The organism is Acinetobacter sp. DSM 11652 (assembly GCF_900109815.1).
Taxonomy (GTDB): Bacteria; Pseudomonadota; Gammaproteobacteria; order Pseudomonadales; family Moraxellaceae; genus Acinetobacter.
In genome coordinates this window covers 32,285-53,203 of record NZ_FOBK01000015.1, presented here as the reverse complement: position 1 = coordinate 53,203, position 20,919 = coordinate 32,285, and the positions used below count along the sequence as shown (strand labels likewise).

Genomic DNA, 20,919 nt, shown 5'->3' with positions numbered 1-20,919 from the left:
TTGAATTATTTACAGTTCAATTCTTTCTGACGTTGCTTAATGGAGTCAAGCTTTTGTTGCTCTTTTTCTGAGAACTTAGGTTTAGTTGTATTGCAATTTTCATTGCCGAACTTTGCCTTAGTATCTGGATCTTTAAAACAGAAGCCTTTTGATGCATAGATGATGTTGTAATCATCTTTAAGTTTTTCACACTCTTTTGTAGTGTCGGCAAAAGCATTAACCCCAGCTGAAACAGATACAGCAGTAATTAAACCTAATAAAAACTTATTCATGAGTATCCTCATTTAGAAATGGACATTTGATATTGTCACATTTCAATTATATGGGCTTTATATGTGAATTCAATGGCGAAAATTTATTCTAAGGTAATTTTGCTCCATGATTCGTACATTTTAACTGCTGTCGAAAAATCACTATTAGGTTCAGCTATTGCATTAGCAGCACCAATTAGACTTTGAGTAAGCGTAATGACAGGTGCGGATAATTTTGCTTGATGAATGAGGTCTACTGCGATACCAGTGTCTTTGTTCAGTAACGGTAAGGCAAAAGTATTTGGAAAACTTCGATTTAATACCCGTTGAGGCAATACATTTTCAGTCACACCACTTTTACCACTTGAAGCATTGATGCACTCTAAAGCTTCATTTAAATCCACACCATGTGCTTTAAGTGCAGTAAAACCTTCAGCAGCGGCACATAAGTGAACAGCCAAGAGCATGTTGTTCACTGCTTTCACAGCAAAACCAGATCCTGAGTCTCCTACATGCTTAATCAGTTTACCCATGGCTTGCATTGCTGGTAATGCAGCTTCAAAAGCCGCTTTTTCACCACCAACCATGAAGGTTAAAGTCGCATTTTCAGCACCAATAGTTTGTCCGCTAACCGGCGCATCTAGAAAATATACACCTTTTGATTTTAAAAAAGCTTGTTGTGCTTTAGCTGCATCAGGCACGCCACTGGTACAGTCTACCCAAATTGATCCAGATTTAATGTCGACTTGATGAATGATCTCATTGACTTGCTGACTCGTTGGTAAGCAACTAAAAATGATATCAGCTTGGGCAGCTTCTTGAAGTGATACAGCTTGTGTTTGATATTCAGTTGCATGTTGTTTGGCTTTCTCGAAATTTCGATTCCATACCAAAACTGATTCATAGTGTTTGGGTAAATGAGCTGCCATACGGTAACCCATTGCGCCTAATCCAATAAATGCAACTGTCGTCATTTTCTTTACTCTATTTGTGTTGAACGCTCTGCTAACCAGTGAGCAAGTTCAGGCCAAAATTGATCGGCACTTTTTTGACTCGACATTAAACCTAAATGCCCACCAGGAATAAGAGTAAACGTGACATCACGACTATTTGTCAATTCAGTCAATGGTCTAACAGCATCAGCTGTGACCATTTGATCGCTTGAACCCGCGCCAATCATAAGAGAGCAGTCTATATTTTTTAATTCGATTTTCTTATCTTGAAGTTCGATATAACCATTTTTTAGCGGATTTCTTAACCAGACATTGAATAACATATCTTGGTTTACCCCAGCAGGATAATCAATCATATGATTGAGGAAATAACCTAAAGTGGCATGTTCATGCAAAAGTTTTTTATCATCAAGATTCAGTAATAATTGTTTATGGCCTTCATACCAACCTTTTGGATCTAAAATTTTAAATCCAATTGCATTTAAAATACCTGGGGAGTGAATGAGGCGCTTAGGAATACGACCGTTATAAACTTTATGTTTGAGTAGACGAGTTCTTTCAAGATAGCGATTCATCTTAGCATATAGCTTTCCGATACTACCTGAAGCAAAGCTATCAATTGGACTACCTAAAACGATTAGATTTTTTACATGGTTCGGCTGTCTGAGCGCTGTGTACAACAGAACAAATATTCCCGCCATACTCCAGCCATGTAAAGAAATTTGATCAGATTTAGCGTGTGTGCGTATTTGATCGATACAATTCGGGATTGCATCATCAATAAAACCTAAAAAGTTGAGATCGCGATCTTTATAGCTAAAGTGTCCCCAATCCAATAAATACACATCAAAACCTTGCTCTGTATAATATTTGATAAGAGAACGGTATGGATAAAGATCATAAATATCCATCTTGATCGCTAAAGGCGCGACAAAGACCAATGGCTCAACATATTTTTTATTTTCAGATGCGTAATATCGAATTTTACTCGATTTATGAGTACCTATCACTTCATACGGCGTTGCTTGAGATAAAACCAAAGATTTACCGTAAAAAATGCGTGTCCCTAAATTTTTTAACTTGCTTTGTTTAGAACGCCAGTTAGTTTTTAAATGTTCCATGAAGGTTGAAGATCTCATAAGCATGTGATTTGAACGAAGTCTAAGCGATATTTATATATTTTACCTTGACCTTAAATGCTTTGGGCGCTCAAAATGTTGGCAATTATTCACAAAGGCAGTTTTTAGGACTGATTTAGAGCAATGAGCCAGCAAGACGACATTGAATACCAACTTGATACATTAGCACTTCGTACAGGTCATACGCGCAGTTTTGAAGGTGAGCATGCTGAACCGATGTTTCTAACTTCTTCATTTGTATATGCAAATGCAGCAGAAGCAGCAGCTAAATTCTCTGGGAAAGAGCCCGGTAATATTTATTCTCGCTTTACAAACCCAACAGTCGCAATGTTTGAAAAAAGATTGGCTGCAATGGAAGGTGCTGAACGTGCAGTGGCAACAAGTACGGGTATGGCTGCGATCATGGCGGTGGCGATGTCATTCTTAAAGGCTGGTGATCATGTTGTATGTTCTCGAGCAGTATTTGGTTCAACCGTGGCCTTATTTGAAAAATACATTTCTAAGTTTGGTGTGACTGTCAATTTTGTTGATTTAACAGATTTAGATGCTTGGAAAGCTGCGATCAAACCAGAAACTAAACTACTATTTGTAGAATCTCCGTCAAATCCATTATCGGAAATTGCTGATATTCGTGCATTAGCAGATATCGCGCATGAAAATGATGCCTTACTCGCAATTGATAATAGTTTCTGTACGCCAGTGCTACAACAACCATTAAAATTGGGCGCGGATCTAGTTGTCTATTCAGCGACAAAATATTTAGATGGTCAAGGTCGTGCGTTGGGTGGTGCTGTCGTAGGTAGTCATCAATTACTTGAAGAAGTTTTTGGCTACGTTCGTACAACTGGGCCTTCTATGAGTCCGTTCAATGCTTGGGTTTTCCTAAAAGGTTTGGAAACGCTTCGTCTACGTATGAAGGCTCATTCTGAAAGTGCACAAAAGATTGCTGAGTGGCTTCATCAGCACGATAAAATCGAGAAAGTATTCTTTGCTGGCTTAGCGGATCATGTAGGTCATGATTTGGCTAAACAGCAACAAAAAGGTTTTGGTGGTATCGTTTCATTCGTGGTAAAAGGTGGGCGAGAAGCTGCTTGGAAAGTGATTGATCACACTCAATTTATTTCTATTACTGGAAATCTTGGGGATGCAAAATCAACGATTACTCATCCTGCAACGACTACTCATGGTAAATTGTCTGATGAAGCGAAGGCTGCAGCTGGCATTGCAGAAGGTTTAATTCGTCTTTCAGTAGGTTTGGAAGACGTTGATGATATTATTGCAGACATTCAACGTGGTCTTGATTTAGTCTAATTTAAATTTGTTCGGAGTATACAAATGAACATTAACATGCTTATGCAACAAGCACAGCGCATGCAAAAGGAAGTAGAGTCCAACATCAAGAAAGCGAAAGAAGAGCTTGCACAGAAAGAAGTGCATGCTGAAGCTGGTGGTGGTTTGGTAAAAGTGACAATGACTTGCCGTAATGTGGTAAAACGCATTGAAATCAATCCAGAATTACTTCAAGACGATCCAGATATGATTGAGGATTTGATTGCAGCTGCTATGAATGACGCTGCACGCCAAGCCGAAGCGATTTCAGAAGAAACAATGAAGTCTGCAAATAGTGGTATGGGATTACCTCCTGGCTTGTCAGGTTTATTTTAAGGATATTGCCGAGTGTTCAGCGAACGGTTTGACCAACTCGTCCAAGCACTGCGAATTTTACCAAGCGTTGGGCCTAAGTCGGCTCAGCGCATGGCGTTGCATTTGATCATGAAGAATAAGCAAGGTGCTTTGGCATTATCTGAAGCACTTAGCGATGCCGCTGATCATATCCATGAATGTTCTATTTGCCACTCATTGACTGAGAATGAGGTGTGTGACATTTGTCTGTCGCAAGACCGAGATGATACCTTGCTCTGTGTGGTTGAATCTCCTGCAGACGTGATGGCAATTGAGCAAAGTGGAAGTTTCAGAGGCAAATATCATGTATTGGGGGGGCATTTATCTCCTTTAGATGGTATAGGGCCTGAAGAGGTTGGCATACCTGCATTAGTTCAACGCTTAGCTGAAGGTCAGGTAGCAGAGGTTATTCTCGCTACCAATGCAACGGTTGAAGGACAGGCTACGGCACATTATTTGGTAGAAGCTACACGTCATTTGAATATCAAAATGACACGTATTGCTCAAGGTGTACCACAAGGGGGTGAGCTTGAGTATGTCGATAGTCACACCTTAAGCCAAGCAGTTCATAATCGTATGCAAATGAAATAAGCACAAATTGTGCTTATTTTTTTGATTAGAGAAATATCACTTTTCTGAATAGTTTTTTAGTCAAAAAAAATATTAAATTTTTCATGTTTTATAACTATTTACAGTGTATACATAGATTTGCTTGACGCTTTAATTGAAAATTTATATTTAAAATTGATAATTTAAGCTAAAATACATCTCGATACCAATCTAGCACATTGTTTTTTATGATGTTTCAATTTATCCAAGAGCAAAAAGAACTCGAGCATGTTTTGACACTAATGAGTCAACAAGATGTTTATGGTTTAGATACTGAATTTATCAAAGTTGATACACTATGGCCAAAATTGGGTGTCTTGCAAATCAATGTCGCAGATCAGGTGTTTTTATTAGACGGTACACGTCTAGATTTTTCGAGTTTCTGGCCTAAAGTTTTTGCTGCAAAGCAAAATATTTTCCATGCTTGTGGTGAAGATATTGATCTGATTTACCATTATTCAAAAGGCAATCATCTTAATAATGTATTTGATACTCAGGTGGCTTTGTCTTTTCTCGGACACGGATTACAGGTCAGTTATCAAAATGCGCTTAAAGAAATTTTAAATATAGAAATTGATAAAGATCAAACACGTTCAGATTGGCTTGCACGTCCTTTAACTGAAGAGCAAAAAGCATACGCAGCGAATGATGTCTTATATATTATGAATTTAGCCGATGCGCTAAAAAATGAATTAGAGAAAAAAGGACATTATCAGTATGTACTAGAGGATTGTAAGAGCCTCACGCTTGAGATTGCGACAGAAACGCCGAAAGAGAAACTATACGAAGATGTCGGAAATTATAGACACTCTCGAAAGCAGTTAATGCAGCTACAATTGCTCAGTGTTTGGCGTGAAGAAATGGTGAAGGCTTTAAATCAGCCTCGAAGTTTTATTCTGAAAAATGCCACTATGATTGATTTGGTGGAAAAAAATCCAAAAAATACATTTCAATTATCCCAAGTTAAAAATATTCGTCCGAATGTGGTTCGTGAGCACGGTAAAACGATTTTGGATATTATTGCGTTGCTGCCCCCAATGGAAGAATGGCCATTACGAATTGCTCGACCAATTAAACATTCATCTAAAGATATTACACATGATGTTGATAACATGATTGGTAATCTTGCAGAAGAGTTGGTGATCCCCAAAGAAGTGTTAATGCGAAAAAAATGGCTCGGGGCTTTATATCAGCATGTGGTTTTTCATGGCGATGAACAAGACTTACCTCAATATTTACTCGGTTGGCGTTATGATTTACTGACGAAGCCATTAATTGAGTTGCTTCATAAAGATGCACAATATTTGAGTATGCAAATGAAAGTCAATGAATGACTTCTCTCAAAATTTGATTAAAGAATTACCAGTCATCCTAAACTAGACTGATGCGTTAACAAACGCTAATGTTTCGCCGTTTTTTTTGATGTATGCTTTGCTTTGAGTTTAAAAGGTGTTGTTTGAATCATGTGGTGTGAAATCTACAAATCTAGTAAGAAAGACGAAATGTATATTTACGTTGCGCGTCCTGAACAAGCGGAAAACCAAGAAGCTGTTGATCCGTTATCAGTATTATCTGATGCAATGAAAAATGCATTTGGCCGAGCGACATTTGTGATGTCACTGGAATTACATGCAGAACGCAAATTAGCGCGTGCAAATGTTTTACATGTGATGGATTCAATTCAGACGAAAGGATTCTTTTTACAATTGCCGCCTGAAGGATTGATCAATCCTAATGCGGTAGAGCCAGAGGGACTACGCGGTGCGTGATAATCAAGTTGGAGGATGGGATCAGTTTGTTTCAATGTTGGATTCAATTCCAGAATATAACATTGCAATTACCGTCTATATTCTCGGAACTTTGATTATTCTGTGGTGTTGGTACGGCATAGCGAAACGCCTACCTTCACCTTTAGGTGGAGTGACTTGGATTTTTGTGTTTGCTATTTTGGCAACACCAACGATTTCTGAAGGTCCTAATTCCGCCTTAGCACCTGCAACTTTTGGTTTGATCTTTGGGGTATTAACAAAAGATTCACCTTTGATCTGGTCTAATTTCTCATTGATTGCCTTTGTTATTGCTTTAGGGTTATTGGCAGGTTATTTCTGGACTAAGTACGCTTCTAAACAAAAGAATCCGAGACACACATCGTCAGTGAAGACACCACCACTTTAATTATCCAAATAAAAAAATAAGGTTTCATTATGTCTGTTGATGCACATCAATTTACGGGTACAGATCAATATATCGCCACAGATAGTCTCAAGCTTGCTGTGAAGGCCGCTCGAGCGTTGCAAAAGCCTCTTTTAGTGAAGGGTGAGCCAGGTACAGGTAAAACATTATTGGCTGAACAAGTTGCTGATAGCCTGGGTTTAAAACTGATTACTTGGCATATCAAATCAACGACGAAGGCTCAACAAGGTCTTTATGAATACGATGCCGTTTCAAGATTGCGCGATAGTCAATTGGGTGATGAGCGTGTTTATGATATTAAAAACTATATTAAACCAGGTAAATTGTGGGAAGCATTTACCTCTGAAGAACGTTGCGTTTTATTAATTGATGAGATTGATAAAGCAGATATCGAGTTCCCAAATGATTTGCTTCATGAACTAGACAAAATGTCATTCTTTGTTTATGAAACTGGTGAAACAATTACTGCAACACAGCGTCCAATTGTGATCATCACTTCAAATAATGAAAAAGAACTTCCTGATGCTTTTTTACGCCGTTGTTTCTTTCATTATATTGAATTCCCAGATGAACAGACCATGCGTGAAATTATTGCAGTTCATTTTCCAAGAATTTCAACGACATTGGTCAGTGAGGCACTTCAGGTCTTCTTTAAGCTTCGCCAAATACCTGGTCTTAAGAAGCCACCTTCAACTTCTGAATTAATTGATTGGTTAAGCTTATTGATGGCTGATGATATGCCTGAAGATATTTTAAGAAACCATGATAAGTCAAAAGCAATTCCACCGCTGTATGGTGCGCTCATCAAAAATGAGCAAGATGTGCAGCTACTTGAGCGCCTCGCATTTATGACTCGTCGATAGGTGATACTATGTTCGTAAGACTGTTTTACACCTTGCGAAAATACGGAATCCCCGTAACGACGCGCGAGCTGATTGATCTGAATCAAGCAATTAGTCTAGGTTTGGTTTTTGCAGATCAAGATGATTTTTATCAGCTTGTGAAGACAGTCATGGTCAAGGATGAGCGTTACTTCGATAAGTATGATCGTGCTATGAAGGATTATTTTCAGGGCATTCAAACCTTTGATGTAGATGATTTACTCAGTAAAGTTAATCAACTTCCTAAAGAATGGTTTGATTTAGAACTCCTTGAAAAACACTTAACGCCAGAGCAACGTGAAGCACTGCAAAGAGCAGGTTCTTTAGAAGAGCTCATGAAAATGCTGGAAGAGCGTTTGCGTGAGCAACATAAAAAACACCAAGGTGGTAATCGTATGATTGGCACTGGTGGCACTTCACCGTTTGGAGCTTTTGGTGATCACCCAGAGGGGGTGAGAATTGGAGGGCCGGGACGTAAAAAATCTGCGGTGAAAGTGTGGGAACAACGTAAATACCAAAATCTTGATGATGATCAAATTTTGGGAACACGTCATATGCAAATGGCGTTGCGTCGTCTGAGAAAATTTGCGCGTCAAGGTGCTGAAGAAGAGCTTGATATAGATCAAACGATTCGCGAAACGGCTAAGCAGGGAATTCTTGATGTACAGATGGTGCCAGAGCGTCGTAATCGAATTAAAGTTTTAATGTTGTTCGATGTAGGCGGTTCTATGGATGCCTATATTGCACAATGTGAAAAACTGTTTAGTGCAGCCAAAACAGAATTTAAGACTTTAGAATATTTCTATTTCCATAACTGTCTTTATGATTACGTGTGGAAAGACAATCATCGCCGTACTTCGACAAAAATGAATACCTTAGATTTATTTAATACCTATGGTAAAGATTATCGAGTGATCGTTGTTGGTGATGCAAGTATGGCGCCATACGAATTAAAATCTGCTGGTGGTTCTGTCGAATACATGAATGAAGAGTCGGGTGAAATTTGGTTGCGTCGTTTGCGCCAGCATTATGAAAAGACGGCTTGGTTGAATCCTGAAACTGAGAATTACTGGCATTACACTCAAACGATAGGAATGATCAAAGAAATATTTGAAGATCATATGTATCCAATGACTTTAAAAGGCATTGAAGATATGACTAAATTCCTCTCGCGCTAACTTTTTTAAATTATATTCATCTAAAGGATCTTGATATGAGCTATCAAATCAATGGTGTGGCATTGCCAAATGAAGAAGGTTTTTTTGGTGAATATGGTGGTCAATTCATTCCACCTCATTTAAAAGCAGCAATGGATGAAATCAATGTTGCTTATGAAGAAATTCGTAAAACACCTGAATTTCAAAATGAGCTTTCAGAGCTGTTTGCGCATTATGTAGGTCGTCCAAGTCCTTTATTTCATGCCAAACGACTTTCAGAACAATTGGGCGGTGCTCAAATTTATCTGAAGCGTGAAGATTTGAACCATACAGGTGCGCATAAAATTAACCATTGTTTGGGTGAAGCATTACTAGCCAAATACATGGGCAAGAAAAAAGTCATTGCTGAAACTGGGGCAGGTCAACATGGTGTCGCATTAGCCACCGCTTGTGCTTTGGTTGGTATCCCGTGTGAAATTCATATGGGTCAAGTTGATATTGAAAAAGAACATCCAAATGTCGTGAAAATGAAAATTTTGGGTGCGAATCTAATCTCAGTCACTCGTGGAACAGCAACATTAAAAGATGCTGTTGATAGTGCTTTCGAAGAGTATTTGAAAGACCCTGATAGCTTTATTTATGCCATCGGATCAGTCGTTGGTCCACATCCATTTCCTAAAATGGTGCGTGATTTCCAAGCAATTATCGGTGATGAAATTAAAGTTCAATCACAAGAAAGATTTAACAAATATCCTGATTATATTGTTGCTTGTGTTGGCGGTGGCTCAAATGCAATGGGAGCATTCAGTGCATTCCTTAATGATGGTAGTGTGAAATTGATTGGTGTTGAACCAGCAGGACATGGTTTAAATACTGACCAACATTCGGCAACATTAACTTTGGGTAAACCAAGTCAACTTCATGGGATGGCGTGTTATGTGCTGGAAGATGAAAATGGCGAGCCATTACCTGTGCACTCGATTGCTTCTGGATTAGATTATCCTGGTGTGGGGCCTCAACATAGTTTCTTAAAAGATATTGGTCGTGTTGAGTACTCAACAGCAACTGATGAAGAATGTCTGAATGCATTCATGACTCTATCTCGAGTTGAAGGGATTGTGCCTGCATTAGAAAGTTCACATGCGGTTGCTTGGGCAATACGTGAAGCTCCACAACTGTCCAAAGATACCATTGTGGTAGTGAATTTATCAGGTCGAGGTGATAAAGACTCGGACTATGTGGCAGAAAAATTAGGTTTAAATTAACACATAAAAAAACCAGCTTAGGCTGGTTTTTTTAATTACATTTCTGGTGGTTCTTCATTCAAAGGCGTAAGAATATTTTCAAAAGAGGAAATTTCAATAGGAATGAGCTGCGTTTCGATTGAAAGATCTTGAACAAATGTTTCAGTCGCTTGTTGAGCTTGTTGAGCTTGTTGAGCTTGTTGAGCTTGTTGAGCTTGTTGAGCTTGTTGAGCTTGTTGAGCTTGAACCATGGTTTTCATAATTTCATCAGCTGGCGCACTTAGTTCGTGTGCTTTTTTGCTGTCATATTTGGTGGCAAGTTCTTTTAAAATTGCGTAAGACAAATAACTCGTAAATGCTGGATTCTCAGATTTAGCCTTGGATGGAAGTAGAGAAACACAAGCGGCATGAAATAAACCATGTTGTACGTATGTTGCATTGAATGCAGGATCTTTAGCTTTATCAGGATCACCTAAATAACCAATTTTGAAGCCAATTTCAGATGCAGCACAAGCATTGGTCACTTCTGAAGAGGGATTGCGATAGTCAGCATTTTTTTTGAAATACAGCACTTCTGCGATCGACATCATTTCATCTTGAATTTCTTTGAGTCGCCCATCTAAGTTTGGGACTGCAAAATAATTTTTTAACTTAAATAGTGTTACAGTGCCTTCGAGCCATTTTTGAGGTTGGTCTGTATAACTCAAATTTGTATAACAGGCAGAAGTTTGCAGGGCTGCTTCAACAAATGCTTTGTTTTTTCTTGGATTTTTCATATCTTGATCAGCCCCTAAATATCCCATTTTGTAGGCTTTTTCATAGGTATTACATGCAGGGGTGATGAGCGTCTTTTTTTGATATGTTTTTGCTTTTTTTAGCAGCTCTATTTGATTCTTTATCGTTGGTTCAAGTTCAGATGCATAAGTGGAAGCAGTTACAAATAAAGCGGTGTAACACAATAACTTTTTATACATCATTAGTCCTTAGGCAAAAAAATTCCATAATGTGATGACTTTACTAATGCTGTTTCAATAGTTCAATGACTCAATAAAAGAAAATCTTTGTAAAAGATGACCAATTTCAATCAATTGTCCAAAATTGAGATCATGATGGAGTTATCAAAAAAGCCCCCGAGTTGGGAGCTTATCTTTATCCTGAAATATACTGTTGAAGTTGTTCAATCAATACTTTTTGGTCTTCCATAGCGGCTTTAACCAAGTCACCAATAGATACAATTCCAACGAGTCTATCGTCTTCTAATACTGGCAGATGGCGAATATGACGCTCTGTCATTAAATCTAAACACTCATCTACGGTGTTGCTTTTACTTACAGATAAAACAGTACCAGTCATAATTTCTGAGACTGTAGTTAAGTCGGATGTACGTTGCATAAGTGCAATTTTACGCGTGTAATCCCGTTCAGATAAAATTCCAACAAGTCTTTCATCTTGTACGACAACAACGGCACCAATACCTTTTGTTGCCATTAATGTGATTGCTTCTAAAACCGTAGCATCAGGTGTGATGGTAGAGATTTCTGAATTGTTTTTATTTTGTAGGACTTGAGCTACTGTTGTCATAAAGGTTCCTCTTGTTGGTTATTCGTCCATGTATAAGTTAATAACTGAAATCTTAAATCTTTACAATTGTTTTAGTGGAATTTTCTGCTAAATAGATGGGCTCAAATGATTTTGAAAAAATAGCATCTGCATGTGTGGAATAGTGAGCTTAAAGTGGCGATCTCGATGATTGCACAGGGCAGGTGTGACTTTTAGTCGCGTTAGGGTTGGGAGTAGTGAATTTTTAAAATCATCAGACGTTATTTTTCGAGGCTGATAGTGCGGCCAGTGAATTTTTGCATAATGTAAAGCCTGGACTGAGTTGAGCCAGAAGGGGAATATGTATTCTTGATTGATTGATCGAATGGCCCAACCTTGATGTTCTGGATTGTACAGTCCCCACAGTACTCCACAATACATCATGGTTTTAAGGATATTAACTTTGAGTAAAAAATGCTTTGAATTTGGTGTCAACTGTACAAAGGTGTTCATGATCGTTCGATGATTCATTACCAATGATGATAAGTTCAGTCTAATGATTTTTTCTTAAAGTTTAGTTGCATTAATTTAAAGTTTGGTAAGCAAATATGTAAATAAAAGAGCTAAAAAAACGCCACGAATGTGACGTTTATTTATGCTTGCATTGTGGCCATGTTTTGCCAATACTGTGCTTTCAAAGAATCACGTTCTACACGGAAACCTTGAAGATAGAGTTCAGCTAGAAACATCGCTGCTTTACCATGACCCGCACGTGCTGCATTCTCAAGTTCTGAAACTGCGTCTGTAAAATTCATTTCAAATTGAATGGTATTTACAGCATTCGAATACATATGTTCGAGGTCTTGTTGAGAGAATTGTTTAATCATATAAAACTCCTTATTCTAATTATGATTAGTACTACAGTTATAAAGACCTAAATTAGGTCAAAATGGAATATAACAAAGTAATATTAAACTAATATTACAATTTGCGTTAATTGTCAAATAAAATTTCAAGATAAATCTTTTAAAAAATACTTACATGATTAAACTTTAATCATTTTATATTGGGTTTATGATAAAACTGTAAATAACTATAAAGGAGAATGACTTATGACTAATACCATTGATGGTTTCACATTTGGCAATCCACTAGAGCCATCCGATATTATTGCGCTTGCACATCATCATAAAAAACAACTTGATGAAGCAATTTTTCATCAAGAAATTCATTTAGGTCACTACTGTTTAGAGCAGCGTAAACGTGTGCATGATTACACGCAGACGCTTGATCCTGCAGCGAAAGCTGAATTTTATCGCTACTATGATGGCGAATTAAAACGTATCGCCGTCATTGACGAAGAACACCCTGATGATGCTGAAGGTGGTTTAAGTGTTTTCACTATTTTTATCGTACTCGCGGTGATCGCTGCTATCTTATATTTTGGTGTTGTGCAGAATGTTGTCTCTTAAAGGTGAATAAGCGCCATTGTTAGCATAATGGTTCTTGTTAAATTCAACGTTAACACTATATTTTTAAAGCATCTCGGATTACACTTAAGCTAATCCGAGGTTGTACATGCTCCATTTAAAAAAAAATTCGTCTGATCTTTTCTCACAATTAAATATTGAGCAGATTCAAAATGCTTTCATCATAGGCATTGTACTTTTTATTCTTATTGTCTCTAGTATTGCACTGAATCGTCCAATTAATTCAGCCCACTTTGAACAAGTTCAAGCGCTCGCTGCTCAAAATCGTTTAGAGCGAACGCATGAAATGGCAACTTTGTTACTTGCAAAACCTAAGATTAAAAATATTGAATTTTATCGTTTGCTGAATGCTTATCATATCGAGAATGCTCGTATAAAAATTTATCCAGCGATTGAAAAGTTGGATTAGTCTTCAATCTTATTCAGATTGAGCCCAAGATTTTGATTCAGTATTTCTTCGATCTCCTTGGCAGTGACACGATCAGAGACAGCGATAATAGTGATTTGATCGGGGTGTAAATGTTTTTGTATTGCATTTTGAATATCTTGGCGAGTTAATTTTCGAATCTGCTCCTGATACTCATTTAGATAATTGGAATTAAGTCCGTAAAAACCAATTGATGCGATTTGGGCATTAATATTTGCATTGCTATTTAAGGTCATCGGAAAAGACCGAAGAATACTTTCTTTATTTTCTTTAAGTAAAGAGTCAGTAATAGGCTGTTTTTTGAAGTCAATGAATACTTGATGTGCGAGCTTTAAGCTTTCGAGCAATTGGTCTTGTTGTGTCGCATATCCAAAACTAAAAACGCCAGGTACCTGTGGTGTAGTAAGTGTACTCGATGCGCTATAGGTGAGTCCTCGTTTAACTCGTAACTCTTTTGATAAGATTGAATTAAAACTCCCACCACCAAACATTCTGTTGGCAACTTCCAAAGCGGCACGATCTGGATGTGCTCGCTCTAAAGATAAATGACCCATTAATGCATGTGCTTGTAGGCTTTCGCGTTTTAGTACTGAAATTTTAAAACCTGATTCACTTACGGGAGTTGGAAGGTTAGGCTGCTTTTGCCCTTGTGGTAAATTGATGCTGATCAGTTCCGAGATCTGTTGAGCTTGATCTTGAGTGAGTTGTCCTGTGATTGCTATATTGGAATTTTGAGCGACAAGCAATCGATCTCTAAATTCTTTGAGTAATTCAGGCGTAATCTTTTTTAAACTACCGACTGTCCCAGCTGTTGGTTGAGCATATGGATGATCCCCATACAGCATACGGTACAGTTGTATTGACATTAGTCTGGATGGATTCTCTTGAAGTTGTTTTTGTCCAATATGAGTATTACTGAGCGCGAGATTAATGCCTGATTGTTTGAAGGTGGCATGCTTGATTAAATGCAGTAGTAAGTTCAGTGCAGGGTCAAATTTTTCAGGATCATTTAACACTCTTAGTCGAACAACAAACATGTCACGAAAGGCGTTGAAAGAGTATTTGGCGCCTAATCCCTCAAATGTGGTGGTAATCTGTTTGGCACTGAGCTGATCTGTTCCTTCAAGCATAAGGCGAGCTGCCATATTGGATATACCATAAAGTCCTTTACCTATGACTTCATCTCGTGCAGATCCAGCATTAAATGTAATTTGAATGTCGACCATTGGCAGATCATTCGTTTCGACAAATAAGGTTCGTACATTTAAAGAGTTTTTAAGTTCTTGAACAAAAGGTGCTTGATAATTGTGCGAATTTTTTTTGATCTCTTTTAAGCTTAACAAGTTTTTGATCGAGCTTAGACCACTGGGATCTTCTTCGATGATTTGTTCAATTGGTTCAGCTTCTATAAGTTCCTCCGCATGCGACATTGAACTCAAGATGGCACCACACAATACACTCGTTAAAAATAGAGAAGATAAATAATTCATAAAACGCCTAGTTATTGTTTTTGTGTTCAGGATAAAGATGTAAAACGCTCAAATTGTCACGATTAAAATAAATATTGGCAATGCGTTGTAAATCGTGCGGTGTGACTTTATCAAAGTAATCAGGGAGTTGATCAATCATGCGATAGTCTAGATCATTGATGCTGAGCAAACCAATGAGTCGAGCTTGCCCAATAATATCATCTTGGCTGAACACTAAATTTGAAATGAAATTCGCCTTGACTCGATTGAGTTCTTTTTCATTGACCAATTCTGATTTGAATAAATCTAGTTCCCGCTGTATGCGTTTTTGCGCTTGCTCAAGACTGATACCCTCAGCAGGTATGGCAGAGATTAAAAATAGGCTATCCCCACGATTATATGGATCATAACTCACATTAATTGAGGTCAGAATTCGCTTATCTCGGATCAGTCTCTCTTGTAGACGTGCTGAAATTCCGCCGTCCAATAGATTTTGAATAATGGTTAAAGCGTAGGCGTCTTGAGGGTTTTTTGCTGTTTTAATGGAATTGACATTCCAAGCCATAAACAAGTTGGGCACATGTACAGCCTGATATTGCTGCATGAAGCGATATCCAATTCTTGAAAATTCAAGCACATCATTTCGCTCAGGAACGGTTTTTTTGGGAATCTTATTAAAATATTTTTTGACTTCTCTAATGGTTTGTTCAGGATCTACATCCCCAATAACGACTAATGTTGCATTATTCGGTGCGTACCAAGTTTGGTACCATTTTTTTAAATCATTTAATTGAATGTTATTCAGATTTTTCATTAAGCCAATCACTGGTTGGCGATAGTGACTGGTCGGGTATGCAATCCATTTAAATCTTTCAAAAGCAAGGTTTCGAGGATTGTCCTCTGTTCGTTGCCGTCGTTCAGCCATTACGACTTTAATTTCGGGTTCGAAATCTTCTTGGCGCAGAACTAAATTTTGCATTCGATCTGCTTCTAACTCTAATGCCAGTGGAAGATATTTTTTAGGATAGAATTGATAGTAATTGGTGTAATTTGTGGATGTGAATGCATTGACACTACCACCATAAATTCGACTAAGGCGTGTAAATTCATCATTCGGTACTTTTTTAGTGCCTTTGAACATCATATGTTCTAGTACGTGTGAAATGCCGAGTAAATTCCCTGACTCGTCACTACTGCCGACGGCATACCAAATTTGGCTAATTACTACAGGTGCGCGGTGATCTTCTCTAATAATGACTCTTAAACCATTATCCAGTGTTGTTTCGACGGTGTTTCGAGAGAGTTGAGTAGTTTGCTGATTTGCAAATGCCATCATCGGTGCTGATGTAATCGCAGCAATGATGATTGTCTGTTTGAAAATGAGTTGCAGAGAGAATTTGAGCCGGCTGAGAGACACAATTAATCCGAATAATGACTTTAAAATTATTCTTGATGATGTCGTATATTTATTCAAGATTGAACTGTTGCAATTCGGTTGATCGTTTTAAAAGTAATTGCAGATCGTGAATTTAAAGCAATCTATGCTAAACTCCATTCTTTTAATCGCAATGCTTTTCAAGGAATCGGCATGCAAGAACAGCAAAATAAATTCTTGATTGATGCGGATATTGGTGATGACGATGTCACCTTACCGAGCCTCCCGGCCGTTAATGTGCCTATTATCGAAAACAATGAAGTAGAAAAGCTGGAAACGGTGCCGGCCGTTGAAGAAACAAAACCGAAAGGTGGTTTCTTCAGTCGTATGAAAGAAGGCTTATCAAAATCTCGTAAAAATTTAGCTGATGGAATGATGAATATTCTAGTCGGTGGTAAAGAGATTGATGATGAGCTGCTCGAAGAAGTTGAAGAGCAATTATTGGTCGCAGATATTGGGGTAGAGGCGACGAAAACAATTATTGCCAATTTGACTGAAAGAACTGCGCGTGGCGATTTGATCTACTCTCATTCTCTCTATAAAGCTCTTCAAGAAGAATTAGTTGCTTTATTAGCACCACGTGTCAAACCGTTACATATCGATCCGAATAAAAATCCCTATGTGATTTTGGTTGTAGGTGTAAATGGTGTAGGTAAGACAACCACGATTGGTAAACTCGCAAAACGATTGCAAGGCGAAGGTAAAAAAGTCATGCTCGCGGCAGGAGATACTTTCCGTGCTGCGGCGACTGAACAGCTACAAATTTGGGGTGAACGTAACGATATTCATGTCGTTGCACAAGGTCATGGTGCAGACAGTGCTTCTGTAATTTTTGATGCTTTTGAAAGTGCACGAGCGAAAGGGATCGATGTATTGATTGCAGATACCGCAGGGCGTTTGCATAACAAAGGTCACTTGATGGAAGAGCTCAAAAAAGTAAAACGCGTTATGCAAAAAATTGATGCGACTGCACCGCACGAAGTGATGCTTGTTGTGGATGCTGGCACAGGACAGAACGCGATTAACCAAGTTGAAATGTTTGATGAAGCTGTAGGTTTAACGGGTCTTACTATTACTAAATTGGATGGTACGGCAAAGGGTGGTGTGCTATTTAATATTGCGAGCCGTACACATGTGCCAATCCGATTTATTGGTGTAGGTGAAAAGATTGATGATTTGAGACCGTTCTCAGCAAAATCATTTGTCGCTGCATTATTCGATAACGGAAAATAATTATTCTTGAGTTAATTTAAAAAGCTCCTTATACGGAGCTTTTTTTATAAATACTTAAAATTCATAAAGTTATTCAAATATGAGAAAGCCGAATTTTTTGACTCAATACATTAAATATGCAATTTGTTCCAAAAATAGAACACTTTGTTATAAAGATAAGGCTGAAAAGGTTTCGTAATATGAATAAGATAGCATCATCGTTAGCACACAATGAATGTTAAAAATAAGGAATAAGTTATGTCTTTTCTAAATCAAATTAAAAATCGCCGTACCATCTATGCAATTGGTAAGAATGTTTCTTTAGACAATACTCAGATTGAAGAAACCATTAAAGAAGCGGTACGTCAAAGTCCATCGTCATTTAACTCACAGACATCACGTGTTGTAACACTTTTTGGTGAGTCACATGACAAATTTTGGAATATCGTTTTAGAAACTTTACGTAAAATTGTTCCTGCAGAAGCATTTGAGGGAACTCAAAATAAGATCAATAGCTTTAAAGCGGGTCATGCAACTGTATTGTTTTATGAAGATCAAGATACGGTGAAAGGTTTACAAGAGCAATTCCCACTTTATGCTGAGAATTTCCCAATCTGGTCTGAACATTCAACAGCTATTGCTCAATTTGCGGTTTGGACTGCATTGTCAGAAAAAAATATTGGAGCATCATTACAACATTACAATCCAATTGTGGATGAAGAAGTGGCTTCAACATTTGAAATTCCAGCTTCTTGGAAACTTCGTGCTCAGCTTGTGCTCGGTTCAATCGAAGCGCCTGCTGGAGATAAAACGTTTATTGATGACGAGATTCGTTTTAAAACTTTTAATTAATCCAAATCATATCAAGGCACTTCGGTGCCTTTTTTATGACGAGTTCTGTCATTAAATTGTCATCGCTTGGTAGCATAGTAGTCATATCTAACAATCTAATATTGAGTTATTTATGAAATTAAAAATTGCGTCTGCATTGATATTTACGGGTTTGAGCAGTCAAATTTTTGCAGCGGCGACCTTGGTGGTTCCAGAGGAACTGGTCGTAATTTCAGTGAATAATCAAGAGGTTAAATCAGGACTATTTAAATCAAAAAAACAATACCAAATTGATGTGAATCAACCTTTGGTGAATGTTCGATATAATCAATACTTTGAACTACCTTTAAATAATCATGAGATCATAAAGTCGGATATTCTTACTTTGAAATTGCCAGCCCTCGAGGATAATAAGTCATACAAATTGGATTTAATTCATCCACCACGAGATTTGGACCATGCAAAAACATTCGCCAAAAATCCTCAATTGGCAATTTATAATCAAAAAAATCAACTCATTTCAAATAATCTGATTGTTCAAATGACCTCGCAAAGTTTGCTAGGCGGTACGATCAATCAGATATTGCATAATGAGCCACAAGCTAGCCCAATGACTAAGTCAAGTTCATCATCAATAAATACTCAAACAGTGGAACAAGCTGACATTAAAAATACAAATTCAAATACTCATGTTGGTCAGACGTTGATTGAAGTATGGAAAAATTCTTCAAAGCAGGAACGTCAAAAATTTATGACTTGGCTTGCAACGCAATAAAACATTTAATATTTCATAAACAGATATAAAAAAGCCCTCATAGAGGGTTTTTTTATAAATTAAGTGAACAGCCAAGTATAGTAACCATAAATCATCAATGGCCATGCTACAAATGGACTAAATAAATACTTCCATATCCAATAACGTGGTATAAACCCTACGCCATGGATAAATCCACCAGATATTCCAATCATAATCAGCATCATGGCACGATGACTGTAATTACCACTTGCATCCAACATCAGACTTGGGTGGATGAGTAATATGGTAGCGAGAGGCAATGCCATCAGAAATGAAATGATCATTGCGAATGAGTATTTACGTTTTTCAGAATTTGACATTGCAAGCTCACTCATTTCATTCACCATCTAAGTCTTGATGTTGTTCCATGTAAATGGCGGCAAGTACACTCGCGAAACATGCCATCAACACACCTAGTATCCATGCGAAGTACCACATAATTATCTCCTAACAGTGATTCGGTTTTAATACAGACTATGCGTGTGGTCTTGAATATGTTTCTTGGTGATCACACCCCACATTTTGTAGTAACACCAAGTGGTGTATGCCAAGATCAGCGGAACAAAAATACACGCAGCAACAGTCATTACTGAAAGCGTCATTTGGCTAGATACTGCATCCCACATCGTCAAGCTAATGTTTGGATGAATACTAGATGGCATCAGGAATGGGAATAGGGCAAAACCAGCAGTGAGAATTGTGCCAATCACAGCGAACGATGTACCCAGAAAACTAAGTCCCGCTTTATTTTTAGACGATGCTAAAACCACAATTATTCCTCCGATAATCGCCATTACCGGTGCCAATATTGTGATTGGATAAATAGAATAATTGTTCATCCAGCCATGATTGGCATTAGTGAGTACTTCTTTAGCAAGTGGATTAGCTACACCATTCGTATCATAAGGTGTTACAAGCGTGTAGCCTTCGATATTGCCGAAATACAACCATGCACCAGCACCGAGAAAACAGATGAGAAAAAGAATACCCATATATCGTGTAGCTTGAGCAGAGCGTGTTCTTAATGCACCTTCAGTGCGTAGCATTAACCATGCACCACCATGCGCAGCAAGCATCGTCAAACTGACCAATCCACAGACCAAGGCAAATGGATTTAAAAGTGCAAAGAAGCTTCCTGTGTAAGTTGAACGAACAGTTTCATCAAGTGTAAAGGGGATGCCAAGGAACATATTGCCAAATGCAACACCAAAAACGAGTGCTGGTACTGCGCCGCCAATACATAAGCCCCAATCCCAAGCATTACGCCATTTAGTATTTTCGAGCTTAGAGCGATAGTCAAAACCAACAGGTCTAAGGAATAAAGCAAATAATACGAGTAACAGCGCCCAGTACATACCCGAGAAAGCTGTTGCATATACCATTGGCCAAGCTGCGAAAAGTGCACCACCCGCCGTAATAAACCAAACTTGGTTTCCATCCCAATGTGGTGCAATCGTGTTGATAGCAGCACGACGCTCTTCATCATCTTTACCGACGAACGGCATCAGTGCCATAGAGCCCATATCAAATCCATCAGTCAAAGCAAACCCAATAAGGAGGACGCCGACCAATACCCACCAAATGATTTTGAGAAGTTCATATTCAATCAT

General features: G+C 38.1%; 26 protein-coding genes. 14 read left to right on the top strand and 12 right to left on the bottom strand.

All coding sequences use genetic code 11. The annotated features are described in order from the left end of the window. Positions 1–5: 5 nt before the first annotated feature. The 3 genes from BMW42_RS13185 to BMW42_RS13175 form a co-directional block, all read right to left on the bottom strand. A complete protein-coding gene (locus tag BMW42_RS13185) occupies positions 6–272 on the bottom strand; it encodes a YARHG domain-containing protein (protein ID WP_035266544.1) in 267 nt (88 codons plus the stop codon). Between the two features lie 83 nt (positions 273–355). Next, on the bottom strand, positions 356–1,225 hold the full coding sequence (locus tag BMW42_RS13180) for an NAD(P)-dependent oxidoreductase (RefSeq protein ID WP_092768453.1): 870 nt from the start codon (positions 1,223–1,225) through the stop codon (positions 356–358). A 5-nt stretch (positions 1,226–1,230) separates the two neighbouring features. After that, on the bottom strand, positions 1,231–2,325 hold the full coding sequence (locus BMW42_RS13175) for an alpha/beta fold hydrolase (protein ID WP_092768451.1): 1,095 nt from the start codon (positions 2,323–2,325) through the stop codon (positions 1,231–1,233). A 141-nt stretch (positions 2,326–2,466) separates the two neighbouring features. Here BMW42_RS13175 and BMW42_RS13170 point away from each other — a divergent pair, with 141 nt between their 5' ends. The 9 genes from BMW42_RS13170 (at position 2,467) to trpB (ending at position 10,131) form a co-directional block, all read left to right on the top strand. Further along, a complete protein-coding gene (locus BMW42_RS13170) occupies positions 2,467–3,654 on the top strand; it encodes an O-succinylhomoserine sulfhydrylase (RefSeq protein ID WP_092768449.1) in 1,188 nt (395 codons plus the stop codon). A 24-nt stretch (positions 3,655–3,678) separates the two neighbouring features. Continuing rightward, on the top strand, positions 3,679–4,008 hold the full coding sequence (locus BMW42_RS13165; protein WP_035266548.1) for a YbaB/EbfC family nucleoid-associated protein: 330 nt from the start codon (positions 3,679–3,681) through the stop codon (positions 4,006–4,008). 12 nt (positions 4,009–4,020) lie between these two features. Beyond that, positions 4,021–4,617 (top strand): recombination mediator RecR, encoded by a 597-nt coding sequence (gene recR, locus BMW42_RS13160; RefSeq protein WP_092768447.1) that lies wholly within the window; start codon positions 4,021–4,023, stop codon positions 4,615–4,617. A 209-nt stretch (positions 4,618–4,826) separates the two neighbouring features. Further along, positions 4,827–5,969, top strand: a complete 1,143-nt coding sequence (locus tag BMW42_RS13155; protein WP_035266550.1) for a ribonuclease D — start codon at positions 4,827–4,829, stop codon at positions 5,967–5,969. 129 nt (positions 5,970–6,098) lie between these two features. Beyond that, entirely contained in the window at positions 6,099–6,404 is a 306-nt protein-coding gene (locus BMW42_RS13150) for a YcgL domain-containing protein (protein ID WP_035266558.1), read from the top strand. A 34-nt stretch (positions 6,405–6,438) separates the two neighbouring features. Further along, positions 6,439–6,810, top strand: a complete 372-nt coding sequence (locus BMW42_RS13145; RefSeq protein ID WP_092768473.1) for a hypothetical protein — start codon at positions 6,439–6,441, stop codon at positions 6,808–6,810. A gap of 29 nt (positions 6,811–6,839) precedes the next feature. After that, positions 6,840–7,691 carry an AAA family ATPase gene (locus BMW42_RS13140; RefSeq protein ID WP_092768445.1) on the top strand — a complete coding sequence of 284 codons (852 nt, stop codon included), beginning with the start codon at positions 6,840–6,842 and terminating at the stop codon, positions 7,689–7,691. 8 nt (positions 7,692–7,699) lie between these two features. Further along, the gene (locus tag BMW42_RS13135; protein WP_092768443.1) at positions 7,700–8,887 is read left to right on the top strand and encodes a vWA domain-containing protein; all 1,188 of its coding nucleotides are present in this window, start codon (positions 7,700–7,702) and stop codon (positions 8,885–8,887) included. 35 nt (positions 8,888–8,922) lie between these two features. Next, positions 8,923–10,131: a tryptophan synthase subunit beta gene (gene trpB, locus BMW42_RS13130; RefSeq protein WP_092768441.1), complete on the top strand. Its 1,209-nt coding sequence runs from the start codon at positions 8,923–8,925 to the stop codon at positions 10,129–10,131. Between the two features lie 35 nt (positions 10,132–10,166). Here the strand turns inward: trpB and BMW42_RS14800 are convergent, their stop codons facing one another. The 4 genes from BMW42_RS14800 to BMW42_RS13110 form a co-directional block, all read right to left on the bottom strand. After that, positions 10,167–11,084, bottom strand: coding sequence for a hypothetical protein (locus BMW42_RS14800; RefSeq protein ID WP_092768439.1), 918 nt, complete (start codon positions 11,082–11,084; stop codon positions 10,167–10,169). 175 nt (positions 11,085–11,259) lie between these two features. Continuing rightward, the gene (locus tag BMW42_RS13120; protein ID WP_035266567.1) at positions 11,260–11,691 is read right to left on the bottom strand and encodes a CBS domain-containing protein; all 432 of its coding nucleotides are present in this window, start codon (positions 11,689–11,691) and stop codon (positions 11,260–11,262) included. An 87-nt stretch (positions 11,692–11,778) separates the two neighbouring features. Further along, on the bottom strand, positions 11,779–12,162 hold the full coding sequence (locus tag BMW42_RS13115) for a DUF2750 domain-containing protein (protein WP_092768437.1): 384 nt from the start codon (positions 12,160–12,162) through the stop codon (positions 11,779–11,781). Between the two features lie 140 nt (positions 12,163–12,302). Continuing rightward, positions 12,303–12,536, bottom strand: a complete 234-nt coding sequence (locus BMW42_RS13110) for a hypothetical protein (RefSeq protein ID WP_035266572.1) — start codon at positions 12,534–12,536, stop codon at positions 12,303–12,305. A gap of 225 nt (positions 12,537–12,761) precedes the next feature. Between BMW42_RS13110 and BMW42_RS13105 the strand changes: the two genes are divergently transcribed. Next, entirely contained in the window at positions 12,762–13,121 is a 360-nt protein-coding gene (locus BMW42_RS13105) for a hypothetical protein (RefSeq protein ID WP_092768435.1), read from the top strand. Positions 13,122–13,227: 106 nt separating this feature from the next. After that, the gene (locus BMW42_RS13100) at positions 13,228–13,548 is read left to right on the top strand and encodes a hypothetical protein (RefSeq protein WP_092768433.1); all 321 of its coding nucleotides are present in this window, start codon (positions 13,228–13,230) and stop codon (positions 13,546–13,548) included. Here the strand turns inward: BMW42_RS13100 and BMW42_RS13095 are convergent. Further along, positions 13,545–15,056 (bottom strand): M16 family metallopeptidase, encoded by a 1,512-nt coding sequence (locus tag BMW42_RS13095; protein ID WP_092768431.1) that lies wholly within the window; start codon positions 15,054–15,056, stop codon positions 13,545–13,547. The genes BMW42_RS13100 and BMW42_RS13095 overlap by 4 nt on opposite strands. A 7-nt stretch (positions 15,057–15,063) precedes the next feature. After that, positions 15,064–16,371 (bottom strand): M16 family metallopeptidase, encoded by a 1,308-nt coding sequence (locus BMW42_RS13090; protein ID WP_092768471.1) that lies wholly within the window; start codon positions 16,369–16,371, stop codon positions 15,064–15,066. 252 nt (positions 16,372–16,623) lie between these two features. On the opposite strand from BMW42_RS13090, the gene ftsY reads away from it, so the two are divergent. The 3 genes from ftsY to BMW42_RS13075 all read left to right on the top strand — a co-directional run bounded on the left by ftsY (position 16,624) and on the right by BMW42_RS13075 (position 19,288). After that, a complete protein-coding gene (ftsY, locus tag BMW42_RS13085) occupies positions 16,624–17,703 on the top strand; it encodes a signal recognition particle-docking protein FtsY (protein WP_092768469.1) in 1,080 nt (359 codons plus the stop codon). Positions 17,704–17,940: 237 nt separating this feature from the next. Beyond that, positions 17,941–18,534 (top strand): nitroreductase family protein, encoded by a 594-nt coding sequence (locus BMW42_RS13080; RefSeq protein ID WP_035266583.1) that lies wholly within the window; start codon positions 17,941–17,943, stop codon positions 18,532–18,534. Between the two features lie 112 nt (positions 18,535–18,646). Further along, positions 18,647–19,288: a DUF2057 family protein gene (locus BMW42_RS13075; protein ID WP_092768429.1), complete on the top strand. Its 642-nt coding sequence runs from the start codon at positions 18,647–18,649 to the stop codon at positions 19,286–19,288. 59 nt (positions 19,289–19,347) lie between these two features. Here the strand turns inward: BMW42_RS13075 and BMW42_RS13070 are convergent, their stop codons facing one another. The 3 genes from BMW42_RS13070 to cydB are packed head-to-tail and all read right to left on the bottom strand — an operon-like array spanning position 19,348 to position 20,919. Next, complete coding sequence (locus BMW42_RS13070) at positions 19,348–19,644, bottom strand: cyd operon YbgE family protein (protein WP_092768427.1); 297 nt, start codon at positions 19,642–19,644, stop codon at positions 19,348–19,350. 1 nt (position 19,645) lies between these two features. Next, positions 19,646–19,747, bottom strand: a complete 102-nt coding sequence (cydX, locus tag BMW42_RS13065; protein WP_035266590.1) for a cytochrome bd-I oxidase subunit CydX — start codon at positions 19,745–19,747, stop codon at positions 19,646–19,648. A 26-nt stretch (positions 19,748–19,773) separates the two neighbouring features. Continuing rightward, positions 19,774–20,919, bottom strand: coding sequence for a cytochrome d ubiquinol oxidase subunit II (gene cydB, locus BMW42_RS13060; protein ID WP_092768425.1), 1,146 nt, complete (start codon positions 20,917–20,919; stop codon positions 19,774–19,776).